At 64.6% G+C, this 20,468-nt stretch carries 25 protein-coding genes and 1 pseudogene; 21 read left to right on the top strand and 5 right to left on the bottom strand.

All coding sequences use genetic code 11. The features are described 5' to 3' along the window. Positions 1–3: 3 nt before the first annotated feature. The 8 genes from ACSX1D_RS07090 to sthA all read left to right on the top strand — a co-directional run bounded on the left by ACSX1D_RS07090 (position 4) and on the right by sthA (position 7,271). The gene (locus tag ACSX1D_RS07090; protein WP_208709258.1) at positions 4–1,215 is read left to right on the top strand and encodes an NADH:ubiquinone reductase (Na(+)-transporting) subunit B; all 1,212 of its coding nucleotides are present in this window, start codon (positions 4–6) and stop codon (positions 1,213–1,215) included. Then, positions 1,208–1,996, top strand: a complete 789-nt coding sequence (locus tag ACSX1D_RS07095) for a Na(+)-translocating NADH-quinone reductase subunit C (protein WP_439861584.1) — start codon at positions 1,208–1,210, stop codon at positions 1,994–1,996. Before ACSX1D_RS07090 ends, ACSX1D_RS07095 begins: the two co-directional genes overlap by 8 nt. Further along, positions 1,993–2,667, top strand: coding sequence for an NADH:ubiquinone reductase (Na(+)-transporting) subunit D (locus ACSX1D_RS07100; protein WP_208709262.1), 675 nt, complete (start codon positions 1,993–1,995; stop codon positions 2,665–2,667). The genes ACSX1D_RS07095 and ACSX1D_RS07100 overlap by 4 nt, the downstream gene beginning before the upstream one ends. Continuing rightward, positions 2,667–3,275, top strand: a complete 609-nt coding sequence (gene nqrE, locus ACSX1D_RS07105; RefSeq protein WP_025167392.1) for an NADH:ubiquinone reductase (Na(+)-transporting) subunit E — start codon at positions 2,667–2,669, stop codon at positions 3,273–3,275. The genes ACSX1D_RS07100 and nqrE overlap by 1 nt, the downstream gene beginning before the upstream one ends. Before the next feature lie 15 nt (positions 3,276–3,290). Then, entirely contained in the window at positions 3,291–4,517 is a 1,227-nt protein-coding gene (gene nqrF, locus ACSX1D_RS07110) for an NADH:ubiquinone reductase (Na(+)-transporting) subunit F (protein ID WP_439861585.1), read from the top strand. A gap of 2 nt (positions 4,518–4,519) precedes the next feature. Then, on the top strand, positions 4,520–5,545 hold the full coding sequence (locus ACSX1D_RS07115; RefSeq protein WP_439861586.1) for an FAD:protein FMN transferase: 1,026 nt from the start codon (positions 4,520–4,522) through the stop codon (positions 5,543–5,545). Next, positions 5,542–5,769 carry a (Na+)-NQR maturation NqrM gene (gene nqrM / locus ACSX1D_RS07120; protein WP_208709268.1) on the top strand — a complete coding sequence of 76 codons (228 nt, stop codon included), beginning with the start codon at positions 5,542–5,544 and terminating at the stop codon, positions 5,767–5,769. Before ACSX1D_RS07115 ends, nqrM begins: the two co-directional genes overlap by 4 nt. A 107-nt stretch (positions 5,770–5,876) precedes the next feature. Beyond that, positions 5,877–7,271: a Si-specific NAD(P)(+) transhydrogenase gene (gene sthA / locus ACSX1D_RS07125; protein ID WP_208709270.1), complete on the top strand. Its 1,395-nt coding sequence runs from the start codon at positions 5,877–5,879 to the stop codon at positions 7,269–7,271. Positions 7,272–7,431: 160 nt separating this feature from the next. Here the strand turns inward: sthA and ACSX1D_RS07130 are convergent, their stop codons facing one another. From ACSX1D_RS07130 to ACSX1D_RS07140, 3 genes are read right to left on the bottom strand one after another with little or no spacing between them, the layout of a single operon-like run. Then, entirely contained in the window at positions 7,432–8,151 is a 720-nt protein-coding gene (locus tag ACSX1D_RS07130; RefSeq protein WP_208709272.1) for a glycerophosphodiester phosphodiesterase, read from the bottom strand. A 2-nt stretch (positions 8,152–8,153) separates the two neighbouring features. Next, entirely contained in the window at positions 8,154–8,447 is a 294-nt protein-coding gene (locus tag ACSX1D_RS07135) for a phosphodiesterase (protein WP_439861587.1), read from the bottom strand. Positions 8,448–8,466: 19 nt separating this feature from the next. Further along, positions 8,467–9,039, bottom strand: a complete 573-nt coding sequence (locus tag ACSX1D_RS07140) for a PilZ domain-containing protein (RefSeq protein WP_208709275.1) — start codon at positions 9,037–9,039, stop codon at positions 8,467–8,469. 96 nt (positions 9,040–9,135) lie between these two features. On the opposite strand from ACSX1D_RS07140, the gene ACSX1D_RS07145 reads away from it, so the two are divergent. The 3 genes from ACSX1D_RS07145 to ACSX1D_RS07155 are packed head-to-tail and all read left to right on the top strand — an operon-like array spanning position 9,136 to position 12,336. Further along, the gene (locus tag ACSX1D_RS07145) at positions 9,136–10,386 is read left to right on the top strand and encodes a lipoprotein-releasing ABC transporter permease subunit (protein WP_439861588.1); all 1,251 of its coding nucleotides are present in this window, start codon (positions 9,136–9,138) and stop codon (positions 10,384–10,386) included. Positions 10,387–10,408: 22 nt separating this feature from the next. Next, complete coding sequence (gene lolD / locus ACSX1D_RS07150; protein WP_208710202.1) at positions 10,409–11,092, top strand: lipoprotein-releasing ABC transporter ATP-binding protein LolD; 684 nt, start codon at positions 10,409–10,411, stop codon at positions 11,090–11,092. Further along, a complete protein-coding gene (locus tag ACSX1D_RS07155; protein ID WP_439861589.1) occupies positions 11,092–12,336 on the top strand; it encodes a lipoprotein-releasing ABC transporter permease subunit in 1,245 nt (414 codons plus the stop codon). The genes lolD and ACSX1D_RS07155 overlap by 1 nt, the downstream gene beginning before the upstream one ends. Positions 12,337–12,387: 51 nt before the next feature. Here the strand turns inward: ACSX1D_RS07155 and ACSX1D_RS07160 are convergent, their stop codons facing one another. Then, complete coding sequence (locus ACSX1D_RS07160; RefSeq protein ID WP_439861590.1) at positions 12,388–12,921, bottom strand: DUF2062 domain-containing protein; 534 nt, start codon at positions 12,919–12,921, stop codon at positions 12,388–12,390. A gap of 139 nt (positions 12,922–13,060) precedes the next feature. On the opposite strand from ACSX1D_RS07160, the pseudogene ACSX1D_RS07165 reads away from it, so the two are divergent. Beyond that, positions 13,061–13,423: pseudogene (locus ACSX1D_RS07165) on the top strand (DUF4131 domain-containing protein); the annotation flags it as partial. 198 nt (positions 13,424–13,621) lie between these two features. On the opposite strand, the gene ACSX1D_RS07170 reads toward ACSX1D_RS07165, so the two are convergent. Next, entirely contained in the window at positions 13,622–14,239 is a 618-nt protein-coding gene (locus tag ACSX1D_RS07170; protein ID WP_439862278.1) for an XRE family transcriptional regulator, read from the bottom strand. 283 nt (positions 14,240–14,522) lie between these two features. On the opposite strand from ACSX1D_RS07170, the gene ACSX1D_RS07175 reads away from it, so the two are divergent. Genes ACSX1D_RS07175 through ACSX1D_RS07215 form a run of 9 tightly spaced genes read left to right on the top strand, consistent with a single transcriptional unit; the run spans position 14,523 to position 20,460 of the window. Further along, positions 14,523–14,861, top strand: a complete 339-nt coding sequence (locus ACSX1D_RS07175) for a helix-turn-helix domain-containing protein (protein WP_439861591.1) — start codon at positions 14,523–14,525, stop codon at positions 14,859–14,861. A 2-nt stretch (positions 14,862–14,863) separates the two neighbouring features. Continuing rightward, positions 14,864–15,304 (top strand): hypothetical protein, encoded by a 441-nt coding sequence (locus ACSX1D_RS07180; protein ID WP_439861592.1) that lies wholly within the window; start codon positions 14,864–14,866, stop codon positions 15,302–15,304. Further along, positions 15,297–17,339, top strand: a complete 2,043-nt coding sequence (locus ACSX1D_RS07185) for a DNA-binding protein (RefSeq protein ID WP_439861593.1) — start codon at positions 15,297–15,299, stop codon at positions 17,337–17,339. Before ACSX1D_RS07180 ends, ACSX1D_RS07185 begins: the two co-directional genes overlap by 8 nt. A gap of 17 nt (positions 17,340–17,356) precedes the next feature. Then, positions 17,357–18,079 carry an AAA family ATPase gene (locus ACSX1D_RS07190; protein WP_439861594.1) on the top strand — a complete coding sequence of 241 codons (723 nt, stop codon included), beginning with the start codon at positions 17,357–17,359 and terminating at the stop codon, positions 18,077–18,079. Next, positions 18,079–18,702 (top strand): hypothetical protein, encoded by a 624-nt coding sequence (locus tag ACSX1D_RS07195; protein ID WP_439861595.1) that lies wholly within the window; start codon positions 18,079–18,081, stop codon positions 18,700–18,702. Before ACSX1D_RS07190 ends, ACSX1D_RS07195 begins: the two co-directional genes overlap by 1 nt. Further along, the gene (locus tag ACSX1D_RS07200; protein ID WP_439861596.1) at positions 18,699–19,082 is read left to right on the top strand and encodes a hypothetical protein; all 384 of its coding nucleotides are present in this window, start codon (positions 18,699–18,701) and stop codon (positions 19,080–19,082) included. The genes ACSX1D_RS07195 and ACSX1D_RS07200 overlap by 4 nt, the downstream gene beginning before the upstream one ends. Then, on the top strand, positions 19,066–19,386 hold the full coding sequence (locus ACSX1D_RS07205) for a hypothetical protein (RefSeq protein ID WP_439861597.1): 321 nt from the start codon (positions 19,066–19,068) through the stop codon (positions 19,384–19,386). The genes ACSX1D_RS07200 and ACSX1D_RS07205 overlap by 17 nt, the downstream gene beginning before the upstream one ends. An 11-nt stretch (positions 19,387–19,397) precedes the next feature. After that, a complete protein-coding gene (locus ACSX1D_RS07210; RefSeq protein WP_439861598.1) occupies positions 19,398–20,033 on the top strand; it encodes a DUF3164 family protein in 636 nt (211 codons plus the stop codon). A gap of 1 nt (position 20,034) precedes the next feature. Continuing rightward, positions 20,035–20,460, top strand: a complete 426-nt coding sequence (locus ACSX1D_RS07215; protein ID WP_439861599.1) for a hypothetical protein — start codon at positions 20,035–20,037, stop codon at positions 20,458–20,460. Positions 20,461–20,468 lie beyond the last annotated feature (8 nt).

A 20,468-nucleotide genomic window follows, 5' to 3' on the forward strand; every position in this document is an offset into this window, starting at 1 on the left:
GCCATGGGTATTCGCGATTTTCTCGACAAGATCGAGCACAACTTCGAAAAGGGCGGCAAGTACGAGAATTGGTATGCCTTGTACGAAGCCATCGACACCTTCTTCTATCGTCCGGGCAGCGTGACCAAGACCACCGCCCACGTGCGCGACGGCATCGACCTCAAGCGCATGATGATCACCGTCTGGCTGTGCACCTTCCCGGCGATGTTCTTCGGCATGTGGAACGCCGGCTATCAGGCCAACCTGATCTTCGCCAACAGCCCTGAGCTGCTGGCGGCCCAGGAGGGCTGGCGCTTCTCTCTGATCGGTTCCCTGGCCGGGTTCGACCCGAACAGCCTGTGGGACAACTTCATCCAGGGCGCGGCCTGGTTCCTGCCCGTCTATGCGGTTACCTTCATCGTCGGCGGCTTCTGGGAAGTGCTGTTCGCCTCGATCCGCAAGCATGAGGTCAACGAAGGCTTCTTCGTCACCTCGGTGCTGTTCGCCTTGATACTGCCGCCGAGCATCCCGCTGTGGCAGGTGGCGCTGGGCATCAGCTTCGGCGTGGTGATCGGCAAGGAAGTGTTCGGCGGTACGGGCAAGAACTTCCTCAACCCGGCCCTGACCGGTCGCGCCTTCCTGTTCTTCGCCTACCCGGCGCAGATGTCCGGCGATGCGGTATGGACCGCGGTCGACGGTTTCGCCGGCGCTACGGCGCTGAGCCTGGCGGCCTCCGGCGGTATCGAGAACGTAGTCAATCAGGGCATCAGCTGGATGGACGCCTTCGTCGGCACCATTCACGGTTCCCTGGGCGAGACCAGCACCCTGGCCATCCTCATCGGCGGCGGCGTGCTGGTGCTGACCAAGATCGCCTCCTGGCGTATCGTCGCCGGCGTGATGCTGGGCATGGTCGGCCTGAGCCTGCTGTTCAACGCCATCGGTTCGGAAACCAACCCGATGTTCGCCATGCCCTGGCACTGGCACCTGGTGGTTGGCGGTTTCGCCTTCGGCATGCTGTTCATGGCCACCGACCCGGTGTCGGCTTCCATGACCAATACCGGCAAGTGGATCTTCGGTGCCCTGATCGGCGTGATGGTGGTGTTGATCCGCGTGGTCAACCCGGCGTTCCCGGAAGGCATGATGCTGGCGATTCTGTTCGCCAACCTGTTTGCACCGCTGATCGACCACTTCGTCGTTCAAGCCAATATCAAGCGGAGGCTGGCACGCAATGTCTAGTCAAAAAGAATCCACCGCTCGCACCCTGACGGTGGCCCTGTTGGTGTGCCTGGTGTGCTCGGTGTTCGTCGCCGGCGCGGCCATCGCACTGAAGCCGACTCAGGTGGACAACCGTCTGCTGGACAAGCAGCGCAGCATCCTGGCGATCGCCGGCCTCGGCGATGCCTCGATGAGCGGCAAGCAGGTCAAGGAGCTGTTCACCAGCACCATCACGGCCAAGCTGGTCGACCTGGAAACCGGTACCTTCTCCGATGCCCATGACCCGATCACCTTCGATCCACTCAAGGCGTCCAAGGACCCGAAGCTGTCCAGCAGCCTGCCGGCCGGTAAGGACATCGCCGGGATCAAGCGCCAGGAGCGTTACTCCACCGTGTATATGGTGGAGCAGGACGGCCAGGTGCAGACCCTGATCCTGCCGGTGCGCGGTTACGGCCTGTGGTCGACCCTGCACGGCTTCATCGCCGTCAAGGGTGACCTCAATACCGTGGTCGGCATGGGCTTCTATCAGCACGGCGAGACGCCGGGGCTGGGCGGCGAAGTGGACAATCCGAAGTGGAAGGGCCAGTGGCCGGGCAAGACCCTGTTCGATGACAGCGGCAAGCTGTCCGTGGAGATCGTCAAGGGCGGCGTCGATCCGCAGAGTCCGCAGGCCGAGCACCAGGTCGACGGCCTGGCCGGCGCCACCCTGACCAGCGTCGGGGTGGACAACCTGCTCAAGTTCTGGCTGGGCCAGAACGGCTTCGGTCCGTTTATCGCTAACCTGCGCGCAGGGGAGGCTTGATCATGTCGCAGCCGACTATTAAAGAAGTCCTGCTCAATCCGATCTTCAACAACAACCCCATCGGCCTGCAGATCCTCGGGATCTGCTCGGCCCTGGCGGTGACCTCGAACCTGCAGACCGCGCTGGTGATGTCCGCGGCGCTGACCCTGGTGACCGGTTTCTCCAACCTGTTCATCTCGATGATCCGCAGCCAGATCCCCAGCTCGATCCGCATGATCGTGCAGATGGTGATCATCGCCTCGCTGGTGATCGTGGTGGACCAGGTGCTCAAGGCCTATGCCTTCAGCCTGTCCAAGCAGCTGTCGGTGTTCGTCGGCCTGATCATCACCAACTGCATCGTGATGGGGCGTGCCGAGGCCTTCGCCATGCAGAACCCGCCGGTGCTGTCGTTCTTCGACGGTATCGGCAACGGTCTGGGCTACAGCGCCTTCCTCATCGCCCTGGGCATCATTCGCGAGCTGTTCGGCGCGGGCAAGCTGATGGGCTACGAGATCATTCCGGTGGTCAACGACGGTGGCTGGTACCAGCCCAACGGCATGCTGCTGCTGCCGCCTTCGGCGTTCTTCCTGATCGGCCTGTTCATCTGGGCGATCCGCAGCTGGAAGACCGAGCAGGTCGAGAGCAACGCCTACAAGATGGCCCCGCAGGTCTCGAATAAGGAGGCTTACTAATGGAGCACTACATCAGCCTGTTCGTCCGTGCGGTGTTCGTCGAGAACATGGCGCTGGCGTTCTTCCTCGGCATGTGCACCTTCATCGCCATCTCCAAGAAAGTGGAGACGGCGATCGGCCTGGGTATCGCCGTGGTGGTGGTGCTGGGCATCACCATGCCGGTCAACAACCTGATCTACACCAATATCCTCAAGGATGGTGCGCTGGCCTGGGCCGGTCTGCCGGAAGTCGACCTGAGCTTCCTTGGCCTGCTGACCTTCATCGGCGTCATCGCGGCGATCGTGCAGATCCTCGAGATGACCCTGGATAAGTATGTGCCGGCGCTGTACAACGCCCTCGGCGTGTTCCTGCCTCTGATCACGGTGAACTGCGCGATCATGGGCGGCTCGCTGTTCATGGTCGAGCGCGACTACAACCTGGCCGAGAGCACTGTCTATGGTATCGGCGCCGGCGTGTCCTGGGCCCTGGCGATTGCCGCGCTGGCGGGCATTCGCGAGAAGCTCAAGTACAGCGACGTACCGGCCGGCCTGCAGGGTTTGGGCATCACCTTCATCACCATCGGCCTGATGTCTCTGGGCTTCATGTCCTTCTCTGGCGTGCAGCTGTAAGGAAAGGATGAGCAGATGATTAATTTCGAGATTTTCCTAGCGATCGGCATGTTCACCGCCATTGTCTTGGCGTTGGTGCTGATCATTCTCGCGGCGCGCGCCAAGCTGGTTTCCAGCGGTGACGTGAGCATCGAGATCAACGGAGAGAAGACCATCGTCGTGCCGGCAGGCGGCAAGCTGCTGCAGACCCTGGCCGAGAACGACATCTTCCTGTCCTCGGCCTGTGGTGGCGGCGGCACCTGCGCCCAGTGCAAGTGCATCGTCGAGTCCGGTGGCGGTGAGATGCTCTCCACCGAGGAGTCGCACTTCACTCGTCGCGAGGCCAAGGAGGGCTGGCGCCTGTCCTGCCAGACCGCGGTCAAGCAGGACATGAAGATCGAGGTGCCGGAAGAAGTATTCGGCGTGAAGAAGTGGGAGTGCACCGTTGAGTCCAACCCCAACGTGGCGACCTTCATCAAGGAACTGACGCTCAAGCTGCCCGAGGGCGAGAACGTCGACTTCCGCGCCGGCGGCTATGTGCAGCTCGAGTGCCCGCCGCACACCGTGTACTACAAGGATTTCGACATCCAGGAGGAGTATCGCGGCGACTGGGACAAGTTCAACCAGTGGAAGTACGTGTCCAAGGTCGAGGAGACCGTGATTCGTGCCTACTCCATGGCCAACTACCCGGAAGAGCGCGGCCTGGTCAAGTTCAACATCCGTATCGCCTCGCCGCCGCCGGGCAAGGACGACCTGCCGCCGGGCAAGATGTCCTCCTACGTGTTCAGCCTCAAGCCGGGTGACAAGATCACGGTGTACGGACCCTTCGGCGAGTTCTTCGCCAAGGACACCGATGCCGAGATGATCTTCATCGGTGGTGGTGCCGGCATGGCGCCGATGCGCTCGCACATCTTCGACCAGCTCAAGCGCCTCAAATCCAAGCGCAAGATCAGCTTCTGGTACGGTGCGCGCTCCATGCGCGAGGCCTTCTACAACGAAGAGTACGATCAGCTGCAGGCGGAGAACCCGAACTTCCAGTGGCATCTGGCGCTGTCCGATCCGCAGCCGGAAGACAACTGGACCGGCCTCAAGGGCTTCATCCACAACGTGCTGTACGAGAACTACCTGAAGGACCACCCGGCTCCTGAGGATTGCGAGTTCTACATGTGCGGCCCACCCATGATGAACGCCGCCGTGATCAAGATGCTGGTCGACCTGGGTGTGGAGCAGGAAAACATTCTGCTCGACGACTTCGGCGGCTAAGTATGCTGCACGCTGTACTCCAGCCCGTTATCGCGGTCGCCCTGGCGGCCGCCTTAACGGGCTGCTGGTTTTCCGAGCGGGTCGAGGAGTTCGGCGGCCCGACCATGGGCAGCACCTACCGGGTCAAGTACGTGCGTACCGAGGGTGCGCCGCCTGTCGAGGCGCTGCAGGCCGAGACCGAGGCGATCCTCGCCGAGGTCGATCGGCAGATGTCCACCTACCGCGACGACTCGCTCATCTCCCAGTTCAATCGCGCCCCGGCCGGCAGTTGCCTGGCCATGCCGGAGGAGCTGTTGCAGCTGGTGGAAGCCGGCCAGGCCCTGGCTCAGGAGAGTGGCGGGGCCTTCGACCTGACCCTGGAGCCGCTGCTCAACCTGTGGGGCTTTGGCCCCCAGGCGCGCATGGAAAAGGTGCCGACGGCGCAGCAACTGGCCGAGGCGCGTGGCCGCACCGGTCACCGGCACTTGCGCGTCGAGGCTGGGCAATTGTGCAAGGACGTCGACCTGCAACTGGACCTGAACAGCATCGCCGCCGGCTACACGGTTGAGCGGATCGTCAGCCGCCTCGACGAGCTGGGCGTCGGTCGTTACCTGGTGGATGTCACCGGGGAGTTGAAGGCGGCCGGGCGCAAGCCCAGTGGCGAGCCCTGGCGCATCGCCATCGAGGCCCCGCGGGATGATGAGCGGGTGGCGCAGCGAATCCTGGCGCTGGATGGCTACGGCATCTCCACCTCCGGCGACTATCGCAATTATTTCGAGGAGAACGGCATACGCTACTCCCATACGCTGGACCCACAGACCGGCGCGCCCATCACCCACAAGCTGGCGGCGGTGACCGTGGCCGACCGATCGACCTTACGCGCCGATGGCTTGTCTACCCTATTGATGGTGCTGGGACCCGAGCGAGGCTTGGCCTACGCTGAGCAGGCCGGTATCGCAGCGTTTTTCGTGATCCGTGACGGCACAGATTTCGTCACCCAGACTACCGCGGCGTTCGAACAGCTGTTCGCCGCAGGAGAAGAGCAATGATTTTCGTAGTGGTTTTCCTGGCAATGCTACTGGTGGTTGGCCTGATGGCGGTCGGCGTGATCATGGGCCGCAAGCCCATCGCCGGTTCCTGCGGCGGTATCGCCAATCTGGGCATCGAGAAGGAATGCTCGATTTGCGGAGGCAGTCGCGAGAAGTGCGAAGAGGTCAATCGCACTTCCGATGAGGCGGCCAGCGATCTGGCCTACGACGCGACCAAGCGTTAGTCGCCAGCCGGCACATAGGCGGTGAGTTGATTGTCGGCGCGCCTGAGCGCTGCCGGCCCTGCCGAGGGCGCGATACAAGCGCCCCGGTGTGATCTGAAGGAGTAAACATGGCGGTCTACAACTATGACGTAGTGGTGCTGGGCTCCGGTCCTGCGGGGGAAGGTGCGGCGATGAACGCCGCCAAGGCCGGGCGCAAGGTAGCGGTGGTCGATACCCGCCGTGAGGTCGGCGGCAACTGCACCCACCTGGGCACTATTCCGTCCAAGGCGCTGCGTCACTCGGTGCGCCAGATCATGCAGTTCAACACCAATCCGATGTTCCGCCAGATCGGCGAGCCGCGCTGGTTCTCCTTTCCGGACGTATTGAAGAGCGCCGAGCGGGTGATCGGCAAGCAGGTGGCCTCGCGCACCGGCTACTACGCGCGCAATCGCATCGACCTGTTCTATGGCACCGGCAGCTTCTCCGACGAACAGACCATCGAAGTGGTCTGCCCCAATGGCGTGGTGGAAACCCTGGTGGCCAAGCAGATCGTCATCGCTACCGGCTCGCGCCCCTATCGCCCGGCGGATGTCGACTTCCGTCATCCGCGGGTCTACGACAGCGACACCATCCTGACCCTCAGCCACACGCCGCGCCGGCTGATCATCTACGGAGCCGGGGTCATCGGTTGCGAGTACGCCTCGATCTTCAGCGGCCTGGGGGTGCTGGTCGACCTGATCGACAACCGCGACCAGCTGCTCAGCTTCCTCGATGCGGAGATCTCCGATGCGCTGAGCTATCACCTGCGCACCAACAACGTACTGATTCGCCACAACGAGGAGTACGAGCGTATCGAGGGGGTGGACAACGGGGTGATCCTGCACCTGAAGTCCGGCAAGAAGATCAAGGCCGACGCCCTGCTCTGGTGCAACGGCCGTACCGGCAATACCGACAAGCTGGGCCTGGAGAACATCGGCATCCAGGTCAACAGCCGCGGCCAGATCGAGGTCGACCAGAACTATCGCACCGAGATCAGCAACATCTTCGCCGCCGGCGACGTGATCGGCTGGCCGAGCCTGGCCAGCGCGGCCTATGACCAGGGCCGTTCGGCCTCGGGCAACATCGTCGAGAACGACAGCTGGCGCTTCGTCGACGATGTGCCGACCGGGATCTACACCATTCCGGAGATCAGCTCGATCGGCAAGAACGAGCGCGAGCTGACCCAGGCCAAGGTGCCCTATGAAGTGGGCAAGGCGTTCTTCAAGAGCATGGCGCGGGCGCAGATTTCCAATGAGCCGGTGGGCATGCTGAAGATCCTCTTCCACCGTGAGACCCTCGAGGTGCTCGGCGTGCACTGCTTCGGCTACCAGGCCTCGGAGATCGTGCACATCGGCCAGGCGATCATGAACCAGAAGGGCGAGGCGAACAGCATCAAGTATTTCGTCAACACCACCTTCAACTACCCGACCATGGCCGAGGCCTATCGTGTGGCGGCGTTCGATGGTCTCAACCGGCTTTTTTGAGCGGCTCCGACCGGTGGCCTGAGCCGGTCGGAGAGGATGCGTTCAGCGACTCCCCGTCCTGGCAGTGGCCGAACCGGGAGAGTTTCTGACCAGGCAGCAAGAAAAAACCGGCCCTGGTGGCCGGTTTTCTTTTGTCGCGATTGGCGTCGGCGCCACAGGCTCAGGGCGTCAGTGTCGCCACGGCCAGCCCGGGGAAGTCGGTGATCAGGCTGTCCACGCCGAAATCGGCGAGGCGGCGCATCAGTGCGGCGTCATTGACCGTCCACACCGAGACATGCAGGCCGGCCTTCTGCGCCTTGCTCAGGCGCTCCGGGCTGCACAGCGTCCAGTCCAGGGCGAGCAGGTCGCAGCCGTAATGCTGAGCCACTTTCAGCGGGTCGAGCCAGGCGTGTTCGGCGACCAGGCCACGGGAAATCTCCGGATGCAGCTGCTGCATGGCGCGCAGCACCTCGCGTGAGCTGGAGGTCACGGTGATCTTGTCGGTCAGGCCATGGCGCTTGGCCAGTTCGGCAATCCCCTCGGCCATGCGCGCCGAACGCACCTTCGAGGCGCTCTTGACCTCCAGTTGCCAGTGCTCGAAGTCGCACTGCTCGAAAAGTTCGGCCAGGCGCGGAATAGGGCAGGGCGTGCGCCACTCGGGGCCGCACTGGCGCGCGTCATAGCCAACCAGTTCGGCGGCATCATGCTCCACCACCTTGCCGCGGCGACCGGTGGTGCGCTTGAGGGTCGGATCGTGGATGACCATCAGCTCGCCGTCGCGAGACATGTGCAGGTCCAGTTCGCAGCGGCGTACGCCGTGGTCCAGGCAGGTCTGGAAACTGGCGAGGGTGTTTTCCGGTGCTTCGCCCTTGGCGCCGCGGTGGCCGTAAATCAGGGTCACGATTACTCCTTGCTAGGGGCGGTGCGTGGCTGGTGGTGGCGCACGCTGTTGATCACATGGTCATACTCGAAATACACGCTGAACTCGCGATAGTCCCAGCGGGTGATCGGCGGCTTGCCGACTGGGGCATGCTCCTCGTCGGCCAGACCGAAACGCTCGAGTACCGAGCGTTGTGATGCGCCACGCTGCGGCAGGTCGATGCTCGAGGCGCCTTGTTGGCCGAGCGGAATTTCCAGGGTTTCGGCCAGGGCGGATAACGGCAGCAGCAGGGCGAGCAGGGCTAGAAGACGGGGCATGGGCTACTCAACTTTCTGGTCATGACTGTTCGCGGGCCTGGCGGCGTTCCCAGGCCTGCTTCTGCAGGATATGCCGGGCGAGCAACTGGCGCTGTGCGTCGGTCAACGCTTCGAACTCGGTGCCGATGTCGAACTGGCCGTCCTCCCGCTCGCGGCAGTGGATGACCCTGGCGCGCAACAGCAGGCCGAGGGCCTGGGGCATCAGCACCATCTTGATCGCCAGGTGGCTGTCGCAGGCTACCGGTTTGCCGTGATTGAAGCTGACGCCGCCCTCGGACAGGCAGACTTGCTTGGGCGCGCCGATATCGCGCAGCAGGGTCTGGGCCACGGCCTGGCCGAGCAGGTCGATGCGCTTGTTGATCACCTTGAGGTAGTTGGCCAGGGTACGGTCGCGCTCGCTGATATGGCGCAGCAGGTGCTGCGACTCGAAATCCATCAGGTGCAGGTCGCTGAGCAGGTTGAACAGCGGCGAACTGTCGTGCAGTGCGTCGCTCGCCTGGGCCTCGGCGCCGGACAGCAGGGTGAAATCCAGTGCGATCGTGTCGTCGATACGATAGTATTCGCGGCGATCTTTTTCATCTTGAGACGGCATGGCGAACCCATGGCAGCAGTAGTGGTCTGAGTGTAAAGCTGCTCGCCAAGACCCGCCACAAGGACGTTTCTCTTTCCCCCCGAATCAGCCTCCGACATGTTCAGACCCCTGTTCGTATTCATCGGTACGCGCTACACGCGCGCCAAACGTCGCAGCCATTTCGTTTCCTTCATATCCCTGACCTCGATGATCGGCCTGGCGCTCGGCGTGCTGGTGATGATCCTGGTGCTGTCGGTGATGAATGGTTTCGACCATGAGATGCGCACCCGCGTGCTCGGCATGGTGCCGCACGCCACGATCGAGAGCCCGACGCCGCTGGCCGACTGGCGCGAACTCGCCGACGGCGCGATGAAGCATCCGCAAGTGCTGGCCGCGGCGCCCTTCAGCCAGATGCAGGGCCTGCTGAGCAATGACGGCAAGGTGCAGAAGGTGCTGATCAATGCGGTCGATCCGCAGGAGGAGGGCAAGGTCTCGATCATCGGCGACTTCTTCCGTCAGGGGCGCCTGGAGGACCTGGCTGCGGGCGAGTTCGGCATGGTCATCGGCGACAAGGCGGCGGCCAAGCTGGGCGTGACGCTCGGCGACAAAGTGACCTTCGTCGCGCCCGAAGTGACGGTAACCCCGGCCGGGATGTTTCCCCGGCTCAAGCGCTTCACCGTGGTCGGCATCTTCCATGTCGGCGCCGGCGAGATCGACGGCCACCTGGCCCTGGCCCACGTTCAGGACCTGGGGCGCCTGCAACGCTGGCCAGCCGGTCAGGTGCAGGGCGTGCGCCTCAAGTTCGCCGACCTGTTCCAGGCGCCGCGTACCGCCTGGGAGCTGGCCCAGACGCTGGGCAAGGGCGACTACTATGCCCGCGACTGGACGCGCACCCACGGCAACCTGTACCAGGCGATCCGCATGGAGAAGGCGATCATCGGCCTGCTGCTGCTGCTGATCGTCGCGGTGGCCGCCTTCAATATCATCTCGACCCTGGTCATGGTGGTGACCGACAAGAAAGGCGACATCGCCATCCTGCGTACCCTGGGCTCCACGCCGGGGCAGATCATGGCGATCTTCATGGTCCAGGGCACGGTGATCGGTGTGTTCGGCACGGCCATCGGCGCGCTGTTGGGAATCTGGGCCGCGCTCAATGTCAGCGCCGGCGTCGCGGCCCTGGAGGGCCTGCTGGGAATCAAGTTCCTCAGCGCCGACGTGTACTTCATCGACTACCTGCCGTCGCAGCTGATGTGGGCGGATGTGTCGCTGGTGTGCGGCGCGGCGCTGGTGCTGAGTTTTCTCGCGACCCTGTATCCGGCCTGGCGCGCGGCGCGCACCCAGCCGGCGGAGGCGCTGCGTTATGAATAATCAACTGATGGGTGACCGCGTCATGCAAGATCAGGCCGTGCTGAGCTGCCGCAATCTGGGCAAGAGCTATGAGGAGGGCCCGCAGTCGGTGGTGGTGCTCGATGGCCTGGCCCTCGAGCTGCATCCGGGCGAGCGGGTGGCGATCGTCGGCAGTTCGGGCTCGGGCAAGAGTACCCTGCTGAACATGCTCGGCGGCCTCGACACGCCCAGCACGGGCAGCGTCTGGCTGGCCGGTGAAGAGCTGTCGGCGCTCAACGAGAAGGAGCGCGGCCTGCTGCGCAACCGCGCCCTGGGCTTCGTCTACCAGTTCCATCACCTGTTGCCCGAGTTCACCGCCCTGGAAAACGTCTGCATGCCGCTGCTGATCGGCCGTACCGCGATCAGCGAGGCGCGCCAGCGGGCCACCGCACTGCTCGAGCGGGTCGGCCTGGGCCATCGCCTGGCACACAAACCGGCCGAACTGTCCGGCGGCGAGCGCCAGCGGGTGGCGATCGCCCGGGCCCTGGTCAACCGGCCCGGCCTGGTGCTGCTCGACGAGCCGACCGGCAACCTCGATCACCACACCGCCCAGGGCATCCAGGAGCTGATGAAGGAGCTGAGCGCCTCGTCGCAGACCGCCTTCCTGGTGGTGACCCATGACATGCAGCTGGCTCTGCAGATGGACCGGGTGCTGCGCCTGGAAGACGGCAAGCTGGTGGCTGCCTGATGTTCCGCCCGCTGAGTGTCTTCATTGGCAGTCGCTATACCCGGGCCAAGCGGCGCAATCACTTCATATCCTTCATTTCCCTGACCTCGATGATCGGCCTGGCCCTGGGTGTGCTGGCGATGATCGTGGTGCTGTCGGTGATGAACGGCTTCCAGAAGGAAATGAGCTCGCGGATTCTCGGCATGGTGCCCCATGCCAGCATCGCCGGCGCCCAGGCCCTGGACGATTGGCAGACGGTTGCCGCAGCCGCCGGCCGGCACCCGCAGGTGGTGGCGGCCGCGCCCTTCGCCGAGCTGGAGGGCATGCTGTCGCACCGCGGGGCAATGCAGCCGATCCAGCTGCAGGGGATCGATCCGCAGTTCGAGTCGCGGGTCTCCATCCTGCCCCAGCATATGGTGCAGGGCAGCCTGGCCGATTTGCGGCCCGGTGAGTTCGGTGTGGTGATCGGCGAGATCACCGCGCGGCGCTTCCAGCTCAAGGTCGGCGACCGCCTGGCCCTGATCGTGCCCGAGCTCAGCTCCGTGCCGGGCGGCATTGTGCCGCGCATGCAGCGCATCAACGTGGTCGGCATCTTCAAGGTCGGCGCCGAGCTGGACAGCTCCCTGGCGCTGATCAACGTGGCCGATGCCGCGCAGATCCAGCGCTTCGAGCCGGGCCAGGTGCAGAGCGTGCGGCTTAAACTGAAGGACCTGTATCAGGCGCCGCGGGTCTCCGCCGAGGTCGCCGCGCAGTTGGGCGAGGGCTATCGCGCCAGCGACTGGACCCAGACCCAGGGCAGTCTGTTCAGTGCCATGAAGATGGAAAAGACCATGATCGGCCTGCTGTTGCTGCTGATCGTCGCGGTGGCCGCGTTCAACATCATCGCCACCCTGATCATGGTGGTGGCCGACAAGGGCGCCGACATCGCCATCCTGCGCACCCTCGGGGCAACGCCGCGGCAGATCATGGGCATCTTCATGGTGCAGGGCACCGTGATCGGCACGGTCGGTACGCTGATTGGCGGGGTGCTGGGCGTTCTCGCGGCCCTGAACGTCAGTCAGCTGGTGGGCTGGATCGAGCGGATGAGCGGTCAGCAGGTGCTCAGTTCCGATGTCTATTTCATCAGTAACCTGCCCTCGGAATTGCTGGTCTCCGACGTAGTGCTGATCTGCAGCGCGGCCTTGGGCCTGAGCTTTCTTGCCACGCTTTACCCCTCCTGGCGCGCCGCGCAGATCCAGCCGGCCGAGGCGCTGCGCTACGAGTGAGCTAAGCTGCGCACAGAAAAAAGCCGTTACCTGGGTAACGGCTTTTTCGTTTCAGCTGGGGCTCTTGGCCTTGCGCCGCCGCTCCTGGCGCTTGCGCCAGTTATGCCGGACCCACCAGTGCCAGTAGGTGTTGGTAGCCAGGTAGCCGACGACGCCGAGCAGCAGGCCCAGCACCAGGGAGCCGAGGTACAGCGGCTGCCAGTGGCTCTGCAGCACCTGGCCGATCCAGCGCAGGGTGACCTGGTCGGGCAGGTGCAGGGTCGGGGTGTTGGTCATCCAGGCGCCGAATTTGTAGCTGCAATAGAACACCGGTGGCATGGTGATCGGGTTGGTCAGCCACACCAGGCCGACCGAGATCGGCAGGTTGGCGCGGGCCGGGATGGCCACCACGGCGGCGGCGATCATCTGCAGCGGCATGGGGATCATCGCCCAGAACAGGCCGATGGCCATGGCCCGGGAGACCGAGTGACGATTGAGGTGCCAGAGATTGGGGTCGTGGATCAGCGTGCCGAGAAAGCGCAGGGACTTGCTGCCCTTGATGCGGTCCGGGTGGGGCATGTAGCGCTTGAAGAAACGACGCGGCATTGGGGGTCTCTGGCGGGCTGAAAAGCGCAGTTATTATGCACAGATTCGGAACCGGCTGCTTTTTGAGTTTGTGACAGCAAGTACGTAGCAGTCGGTGGTCGGCCTGAGTCCATGGATGGCTCTTCAGGAGTGTAAGGCGATGCGCCTAGGGATGCTCGCGCTGGTCGCAGGTTTGCTCGTGCTGCGATTCATGCCGGTTCTGCCGCCGGCCTGGTTGCTGTTTCTGTTGGCGCTGGCGGGGCTCTCGTGCCTGCCATTTCGAAGCTATCCCGTGGGCTGTTTCCTGCTCGGTTTCGCCTGGGCCTGCACTTCGGCCCAGTGGGCCCTGGACGACCGCCTGGCGCCCGAGCTGGACGGTCGCACGCTATGGCTGCAGGGGCGGGTGGTCGGGCTGCCCGATGTGAACGACGGCGTGGTGCGCTTTGAACTGCACCAGGCCAGCTCTCGCCGAGCCCAGCTGCCAAGGCTGATACGCCTGGCCTGGTACGGCGGGCCGAGTGTGGGGAGGTTCTAGATTTGGCACAGGCCCGAAAGCCGGTGGGATGAGCCGGGACGAACCGGGATAAGCCATGACAGCCAGGCGTGGCGCGGGTTTCGGTGGAGTGCGCCTGGGGTGGCCGGTGCCAAAGGGCCGCTAAGCGGTGAACATCCATTTCAATCAGAGGGCCCGCTGTTTAGCGGGCTCTTTGGCATCTGCGGCTCAGACCATCCAGCCGCCGGCCCAGACTACGCGACCGATGATCTGCAATTCGCCCAGCCGGTCCTTGGGCACGGTCATGGTCTGATAGTCCTTGTTCTGGCTGATGATGCTCAGCGAGCCGTCGAACTGGCGCTGCAGGCGCTTGGCGTAGAGGTGGTCGTCCAGGTGGATGACGTAGATACCCTCGCCCTCCAGGCTGTTGCGCTTGTGGTCGATCAGCACGGTGTCGCCGTCGTCCAGCAGGGGCTCCATGGAGTCGCCATTGACCTGGATGGCCGAGAGGTTGTCCGGGTTGAGGCCCTTACGCTGCAGCGAGTAGCGAGTGAACGCCAGGTGGGTCCATATCTTAGCGCCCTCATTCCAGGCGCCATCGCCAGCGCTACAGCGGGCGTCATAGAGCGGAACATAGACGTACTTGTCATCGGCAGAGGCGCCGCTGCTCTGCGATGGCCGCATTTCTCCCTCACCAGAAGCCAGCCATCCGATATCGACTCCTACGGCCTTGGCTATCTCTACACAGCGCGCCACTTTGGGCTCGCGCTCTCCAGTTAAGTAGTACTCCAGCGTTCGCCTCGGGATTGCCGATAAGCGTGCAAGTTCGTCGCCGCTTCCGGCTATGTCGGCGCATTGCCTGATGCGTGCTGCCAGCCCTTCGCTCATTTCGCTTTCTCCACCTGTGAATGCGAAATGGCGCCTTCCAAGAAAACGAAATTTCGCTTTCCCATAAATTCCTTTAAAAACAATGACATGGCCGTTTAGCTCTATTTTTTGCCGGTTCCGGCAAAGCGAAATGCCGTTTTTCGCTTTACCCGTTAGAACAAAGCGGCTATGTTTATGCCGTAAGTGACGTTAGACACCCCAAAAAAACCACCCCGCAGGTGGTTAGAAATGGACGCCAGGCATGAACAAAACCGATATCCCGCTTGACCCGACCCAGCGCTGGGAATGGATCAAGTATCAGCTGCGCGCCAAAGGCACCTCACTGGCCAAGCTGGCGCGTGAGCTGGGCGTTTCCGATACCGCCGTGAAGAACGCCAAGCGCACCGCCTATCCGCGCATGGAGCGGGCCATTGCCAAGGCGTTAGGCCTGAAGCCTATCGACCTGTGGCCCGAGCGGTGGACCAGCAACGGTCAGCCGCACCGAATTCGGAAGCAGCGCGCGGAAAAGAACGCAACTTCTGGCCAAGAGCATAGCGAAGTTTATGCCCTTGGACACCGTAAAAGCGGCAGGGAGGCCTAGACATGCGTCACGGAAAAGACGATCGCACCCTGGACATCTTCGAAGTCCCCCAGCCTGTTCTGACCGTGCCGGGCTGCGGCAACTACGCCGCCCAGGTGAGCGAACTGGTCAGCGAGATGCTGAAAGGCACCGAGCTGGACCGCTACGAGATCGCCGCGCGCATGTCGCGCCTGTCCGGCGACGACGTGAGCAAGAACATGCTCGACGCCTGGGCCAGCCCGGCCCGCGCCGACCACAACCTGCCTCTGTATAGAGCCGCCCTGCTGGAGGAGGTGTGCGCCAGCCATGCACTGACCAACTGGCAGGTCAATCTGCGCGGCGGTCGGGTGGCCTACGGCCGCGAAGCCCTGGACGCCGAGCTGGGGCGACTGGAGCGTGTCGCCGCCGACGCCTCACGCAAGGCGCGAGAGCTGAAGCGCCTGCTGGGAGATCACCATGCGTAACTGGTATTCCGCCCAGGAACTGGCCGGGCTTCCCGGTATGCCTGGCACCGAACGCGCCATTCAGATCCGCGCACATCGCGAAGGCTGGGAAGGCCAACGCCGCCTCGGCAGCAAGGCCATCGAGTACGCCTTCGCCGTGCTGCCCAAGGAGACCCAGGCCGCCCTGATCGCCGCTTCGGTGTCGGCAGACGCGCCAGCGGAAGCCCCCGAAACCGCGCCAAGTCCTGTGCAGCGTGACGCCGTTCCCGCGTCACGCCTGACAGAAAATCAACGAGCGGTGATGATGGCGCGCCTGGCCTTCGTCCGCGAGATCGAGCGCATGAGCCAGGTCACCAGCCAGCAGCGGGCGATCCTGACCCTGGTTGGCCTAGCCAAAAGCGGCGAGCTGAGCCCCTACCTGAATGACCGGGTGATCCGGGCCAACGACCGCAAGAGCGAAGATCGCACCCTGTCCGAGCGCACCCTCAAGCGCTGGCTGGCCGACTACCGCAAGCACGGCGAAACCGGCCTGGCGCCGGGCCGCCGGCAGCAGGACTTGGCCGTGCCGGACTGGGCCAAGGACTTCCTGCGCTGCTTCCAACGGCCGACCAAGCCCAGCGTCGAAGCCAGCTATGCCGAGTTCGCCAGCAAGTGCCAGGGCGAGCGCCCGAGCATTCACCAGGTACGCCGCTTCCTCAACAAGCTGAGCCCCGAGGCCCGCGAGCAAGGCCGCCGCACCCCGCAGGAACTCAAGGCGCTGCAGCCCTTCAAGCGCCGCGACACCAAGAGCCTGCGCCCCTGCGACGTGTTCACCGCCGACGGCCACAAGTTCGACGCCGAAGTGCTCAACCCGCGCACCGGCAAGCCGTACCGTCCCGAGACCACCACCGTGCTCGATGTCGCCACCCGCAAGGCCCTGGGCATCTCCATAGGCGAGGCCGAGTCGACCATCGGCGTGATGGACGCCCTGCGCGACGCAGTGCAGCGCGGCGGCATGTTCGCCGTCTTCTATGTGGACAACGGCTCGGGCTTCGCCAATGACACCGTGCGCGAGGTGGTCGACCGCCTCGGCGGCACCATGACCCACGCCCTGCCGTACAACAGCCAGGCGCGCGGCCTGATCGAGCGTGCCCACCAGACCATCTGGGTCAACGCCGCGAAGAAGCTCACCAGCTACATCGGCGCCGACATGGACAAGCACGCCGGCACCCGCGTGCACCGCATCAGCCGCCAGCAGCTGCGCGAAACCGGCAGTACCCGGTTGATTCCGACCTTCGCCGAGTTCATGGCCGGCATCGAGTACGAGATCGAGGTCTACAACAACCAGCCGCACCGCGGCCTGGCGAAGATCCGCGACCCGCAGACCGGGCGCATGCGCCACATGAGCCCCAACGAAGCTTGGGAGGCGGCCATCGCCGATGGTTGGGAGCCGATGCTGGCCCCGGCTGAGCTGGTCGCCGACCTGATGCGACCGCAAGTGATCCGCCCGACCCGGCGTGGCGAGGTCACCTGGGCCGGCCAGCGCTACTTCCTCAACGCCCTGCGCGACTTGCATGGCGAAGAGGTCAGCCTGGCCTACGACGTGCGCGACGCCTCCCGCGTGTGGGTGCGCACCCTGGCAGGCGAGCTGCTCGGCGAAGCCCTGCTGGACGGCAACGCCAGCGACTACATGCCCAAGACCATGATCGAAAAGGCCGTCGAGAAGCGCGAACAGGGCCAGCTCAAGCGCGCCGTCGACAAGCTGGAAACGCTGACCGGCAAGCGCGTGGCGATGCTCGCCCCGGCCAGCGCACCCAGCGCCACCCTGGCGCCGGCCCAGCTAGCCAGCGCCCAGCAATACGCCGCCCAACTGATGGCCGAGGAGACCGAGGCCTTCGTAGTGCCCGGCGACTCCATGGCCCGCTACCGCCTGTGGAAGCAACTCGACAGCCGCCTGGTAGGCGGCGAACCCCTCACCGAAGACGAAGCCAGGTGGCATGGGCGCTACCCGAACCACCCGGACTTCGCAGCCATTCAACGCATGTTTGACTTCGCGGACGAACAGGCCCGCGCTTGACCAAGGGAGCTACACCGATGAGCGTAACCAAGATCGTACCTCTAACCAACGTCGGCCTTCTGGCCAGTGCCATTGAGCGCGCCATGATGCGCCCCCAGGGCCTGCCGGGCCTGGTCGTGAAGTACGGCCCTAGCGGCCTGGGCAAGAGCGTGGCGGCCGCCTGGGCGGCCAACCAACACCGCGCCTACTACGTCGAGTGCCGCGACACCTGGAGCAAGAAGGCCTTCCTGCTCGCCATCCTGCGCGAGATGGGCATCGCCCCGCAGCGCACCCTGTCGGAGATGGTCGACCAGGTCGCCGAGCAGCTCAGCCGCAGCGGCCGCCCGCTGCTGATCGACGACGTGCAGTATCTTCTCGACAAGGCCGTGGCCAACATCCTCACCGACATTTACAACGCCAGCCAGGGCACCATCGTACTGATCGGCGAGGAGCGAGTGCCGGCCAGCCTGGCCAAGCTGGAGCGCCTGCACAACCGCGTGCTGGAGTGGGTGCCGGCGCAACCCGCCACCCTCGACGACCTGCGCAACCTGGCCAGCGCCAGCTACCCGAAGCTGCACATCGCCGACGACCTGCTGGACAACCTGCGCCACCAGGTGCGCGGCTGCCTGCGCCGGGTGGCGGTCAACCTCTACCGGGTGCACAGCGAGGCCCAAGCCCTGTGCCTGGACAGCATCGACCTGGCCCAGTGGGGCAAGCGCGGCTGGTTCACTGGCGAAGCCCCGGCGCGGAGGGTCGCTTGATGACAGGCCGAAAGCGTATCGACCTGGAAATGCAGGGAACAAAAGGTAACCGTCAGCGCTGCTGGGAGGCCATGCGCGCACGCCGCGACGGCTTCACCAGCTACGAGATTGCGCGAGCAGCCAAGGTGCATGACTCCCAGGTACTCACCTACATAAAGGCGTTGATCGCGGGGGGCTTTGTTGAGGTGGTCAGCGGCGGGGTCGCCGGAAAGCGTGGCCTGATTGAGGAGCGCACGTTGCGGATCATCCGCGACATCGGTGTAGAAGCCCCGGCAGTCACCCCAACTGGCAAGCCGAGTACAGCTGGGCTGGGTAACGAGGCGCTCTGGAGAACTCTGCGCATCCTGGGCGAGGTTGATGCACGTCAGTTGGCCAGCCACGCCTCTGTCGCGGTGCCGGTCAGCTTGCATGCCGCGCGCTTCTTTCTGAAGTGGCTGAAGCGTGCCGGGTATGTCCAGGTGGTGGTACCGAGCAGGGGCGGCAAGCAGGAACGCTACCGCCTGGCTCCAGGGCGCTACACCGGCCCTAAGCCGCCGATGATCCAGCGCCTCGGCCAGGTGTTCGATCCCAACCTGGGCGAGGTGGTGTACCGCCACGAAGCGGAAGCGGGGGTGGAGGCATGAGCGCCGTTCGCCTGGAAGCCTGGGGCGAGCAGCCACCGCTGTTCGTCCAGCTGCTGGGTGCCGAGGTGGCGCGCAGCAACATCACCGAAACCGGCAAGCGCATCGGCATGAGCCGCACCGCCGTCAGCCTGGTACTGGCCAACCGTTACCCCTCGCCCAGCACGGCCGGTGTCGAGCGCCGGGTGATGGATGCCCTGGGCCGCCTCGACTGTGTCGCCCTCGGCGAGGTGGTGACTGTCGAGCAGTGCCAAAGCTACCGCGCAAAACCGGCACCGACCCACAACCCGCAGGCCATGCAGCACTGGAAGGCCTGCCAGCACTGCGCCTTCAACCCCAACTGCAGCAACGCCCAGGAGAAGCCCCATGCACGGCACAACTGAACGCCCCCTGAAAGTGCTGACCCCGCAGAACGCCGAACGCCTGCGCGTGTTCAACAGCGCCGCCCGCACCCTGCAAGGCATGGGCATCCGCCTGCTGCAGATCGTGCCCCAGGACAACCGCCTGGTGATCGCCCCCGAGGACGGCCAGCACCTGTTGAGCAAGCGCCTGACCGAGGGCTACCAGCGCCATGCCTCGGCCGGCAGCACCCGCTACACCGTGCTGTTCCAGGGCGTGACCCTGGAATGGCGCGAACCGATCAGCCACACCCGCCCGGCCGAGTACGCCGGCATCACCCTTCACTGAGGACACGCCGCATGCACGCACAACCGCAAATCCCCGCCGGCTTCCGGCAAGACGCCCAAGGCCGACTGGTACCCGAGGCCATGATCAAGCCCATCGACCAAGAGCGCGATCGCCTGGTGCGCCACCTGGTCGACCGCGCCAGCGAGCTGAGCAGCGAACTGGCCGACTTCAAGACGGCTGCGTTTGGCGACATCCGCGCCTTCATCGACATGAGCTTCGAGGAGTACGGCGCCAAGGTCGGCGGCAAGAAGGGCAATGTCACCCTGCTGAGCTTCGACGGCCGCTACAAGATCCAGCTCGCGGTGCAGGAAAGCATCGCCCTGGACGAGCGCCTGCAGGCAGCCCGCGCGCTGATCGACGAATGCCTGCGCGAATGGACCACCGGCGCCCGACCCGAGGTGGTCACCCTGGTCAACGACGCCTTCCGCACCGACACCAAGGGCGAGATCCGCACCGCCCGCGTGCTGGCCCTGCGTCGCCTGGAGATCGGCGACGAGCGCTGGCAGCGCGCCATGCAAGCCATCGGCGAAGCCTGCCAGGTGGTCGGCTCCAGGTCCTACATCCGCATCTACGAGCGGGTCGGCGACACCGACCAGTACCAGGCCATCAGCCTGGATATCGCCAGCCTGCAAGTGGCGGGGGTGTGACATGCAGCGCTACCACGAACCCCGCCACGACCCGCTGCCTCTGCGCTCGCCTTACCACGAAGCCGAGAGCCAGCGGATCGAGCAGTTGACCCAGGCGTTTCTCGCACGCGGCGGCCAGATCGAGCAGGTCGGCCATCGGATGAGCGAGGCCCCGGCCACCTTCGTCATCAACCCCGAGCGCACGCCGGTCTATGCCCACCTGTTCACCTCGCCCGCGGTTGAGCCGGAGGCCTCGCCAGAGCCGGCGGAGCTGGAGCCCGAGCAGGGTCAGGACGGTGACATCGAGGTCAAGCAGGCCGCCCTGGTCATGGCGGCCGCCGCCCTGGGCGACTCGCCCAAGTGGATCGCCAAGAAGCTGCACATGACCGAAAAGCGCGTGCGCCAGCTGGCCCGCGACTACCACATCGACTTTCGCGCACAGCGCTAAGGAGGGCC

The sequence above is a fragment of the Pseudomonas sp. MBLB4136 genome (assembly GCF_051904765.1).
Taxonomy (GTDB): domain Bacteria; phylum Pseudomonadota; class Gammaproteobacteria; order Pseudomonadales; family Pseudomonadaceae; genus Aquipseudomonas.

Excerpts from the sequence above, each read along its gene's own strand:
- ACSX1D_RS07090 (WP_208709258.1), top strand. The coding sequence starts at position 4 with ATGGGTATTCGCGATTTTCTCGACAAGATCGAGCACAACTTCGAAAAG.
- ACSX1D_RS07095 (WP_439861584.1), top strand. The coding sequence starts at position 1,208 with ATGTCTAGTCAAAAAGAATCCACCGCTCGCACCCTGACGGTGGCCCTG.
- nqrE (WP_025167392.1), top strand. The coding sequence starts at position 2,667 with ATGGAGCACTACATCAGCCTGTTCGTCCGTGCGGTGTTCGTCGAGAAC.
- nqrF (WP_439861585.1), top strand. The coding sequence starts at position 3,291 with ATGATTAATTTCGAGATTTTCCTAGCGATCGGCATGTTCACCGCCATT.
- ACSX1D_RS07115 (WP_439861586.1), top strand. The coding sequence starts at position 4,520 with ATGCTGCACGCTGTACTCCAGCCCGTTATCGCGGTCGCCCTGGCGGCC.
- nqrM (WP_208709268.1), top strand. The coding sequence starts at position 5,542 with ATGATTTTCGTAGTGGTTTTCCTGGCAATGCTACTGGTGGTTGGCCTG.
- sthA (WP_208709270.1), top strand. The coding sequence starts at position 5,877 with ATGGCGGTCTACAACTATGACGTAGTGGTGCTGGGCTCCGGTCCTGCG.
- ACSX1D_RS07135 (WP_439861587.1), bottom strand. The coding sequence starts at position 8,447 with ATGCCCCGTCTTCTAGCCCTGCTCGCCCTGCTGCTGCCGTTATCCGCC.
- ACSX1D_RS07140 (WP_208709275.1), bottom strand. The coding sequence starts at position 9,039 with ATGCCGTCTCAAGATGAAAAAGATCGCCGCGAATACTATCGTATCGAC.
- ACSX1D_RS07145 (WP_439861588.1), top strand. The coding sequence starts at position 9,136 with ATGTTCAGACCCCTGTTCGTATTCATCGGTACGCGCTACACGCGCGCC.
- lolD (WP_208710202.1), top strand. The coding sequence starts at position 10,409 with ATGCAAGATCAGGCCGTGCTGAGCTGCCGCAATCTGGGCAAGAGCTAT.
- ACSX1D_RS07155 (WP_439861589.1), top strand. The coding sequence starts at position 11,092 with ATGTTCCGCCCGCTGAGTGTCTTCATTGGCAGTCGCTATACCCGGGCC.
- ACSX1D_RS07160 (WP_439861590.1), bottom strand. The coding sequence starts at position 12,921 with ATGCCGCGTCGTTTCTTCAAGCGCTACATGCCCCACCCGGACCGCATC.
- ACSX1D_RS07175 (WP_439861591.1), top strand. The coding sequence starts at position 14,523 with ATGAACAAAACCGATATCCCGCTTGACCCGACCCAGCGCTGGGAATGG.
- ACSX1D_RS07180 (WP_439861592.1), top strand. The coding sequence starts at position 14,864 with ATGCGTCACGGAAAAGACGATCGCACCCTGGACATCTTCGAAGTCCCC.
- ACSX1D_RS07185 (WP_439861593.1), top strand. The coding sequence starts at position 15,297 with ATGCGTAACTGGTATTCCGCCCAGGAACTGGCCGGGCTTCCCGGTATG.
- ACSX1D_RS07190 (WP_439861594.1), top strand. The coding sequence starts at position 17,357 with ATGAGCGTAACCAAGATCGTACCTCTAACCAACGTCGGCCTTCTGGCC.
- ACSX1D_RS07195 (WP_439861595.1), top strand. The coding sequence starts at position 18,079 with ATGACAGGCCGAAAGCGTATCGACCTGGAAATGCAGGGAACAAAAGGT.
- ACSX1D_RS07200 (WP_439861596.1), top strand. The coding sequence starts at position 18,699 with ATGAGCGCCGTTCGCCTGGAAGCCTGGGGCGAGCAGCCACCGCTGTTC.
- ACSX1D_RS07205 (WP_439861597.1), top strand. The coding sequence starts at position 19,066 with ATGCACGGCACAACTGAACGCCCCCTGAAAGTGCTGACCCCGCAGAAC.
- ACSX1D_RS07210 (WP_439861598.1), top strand. The coding sequence starts at position 19,398 with ATGCACGCACAACCGCAAATCCCCGCCGGCTTCCGGCAAGACGCCCAA.
- ACSX1D_RS07215 (WP_439861599.1), top strand. The coding sequence starts at position 20,035 with ATGCAGCGCTACCACGAACCCCGCCACGACCCGCTGCCTCTGCGCTCG.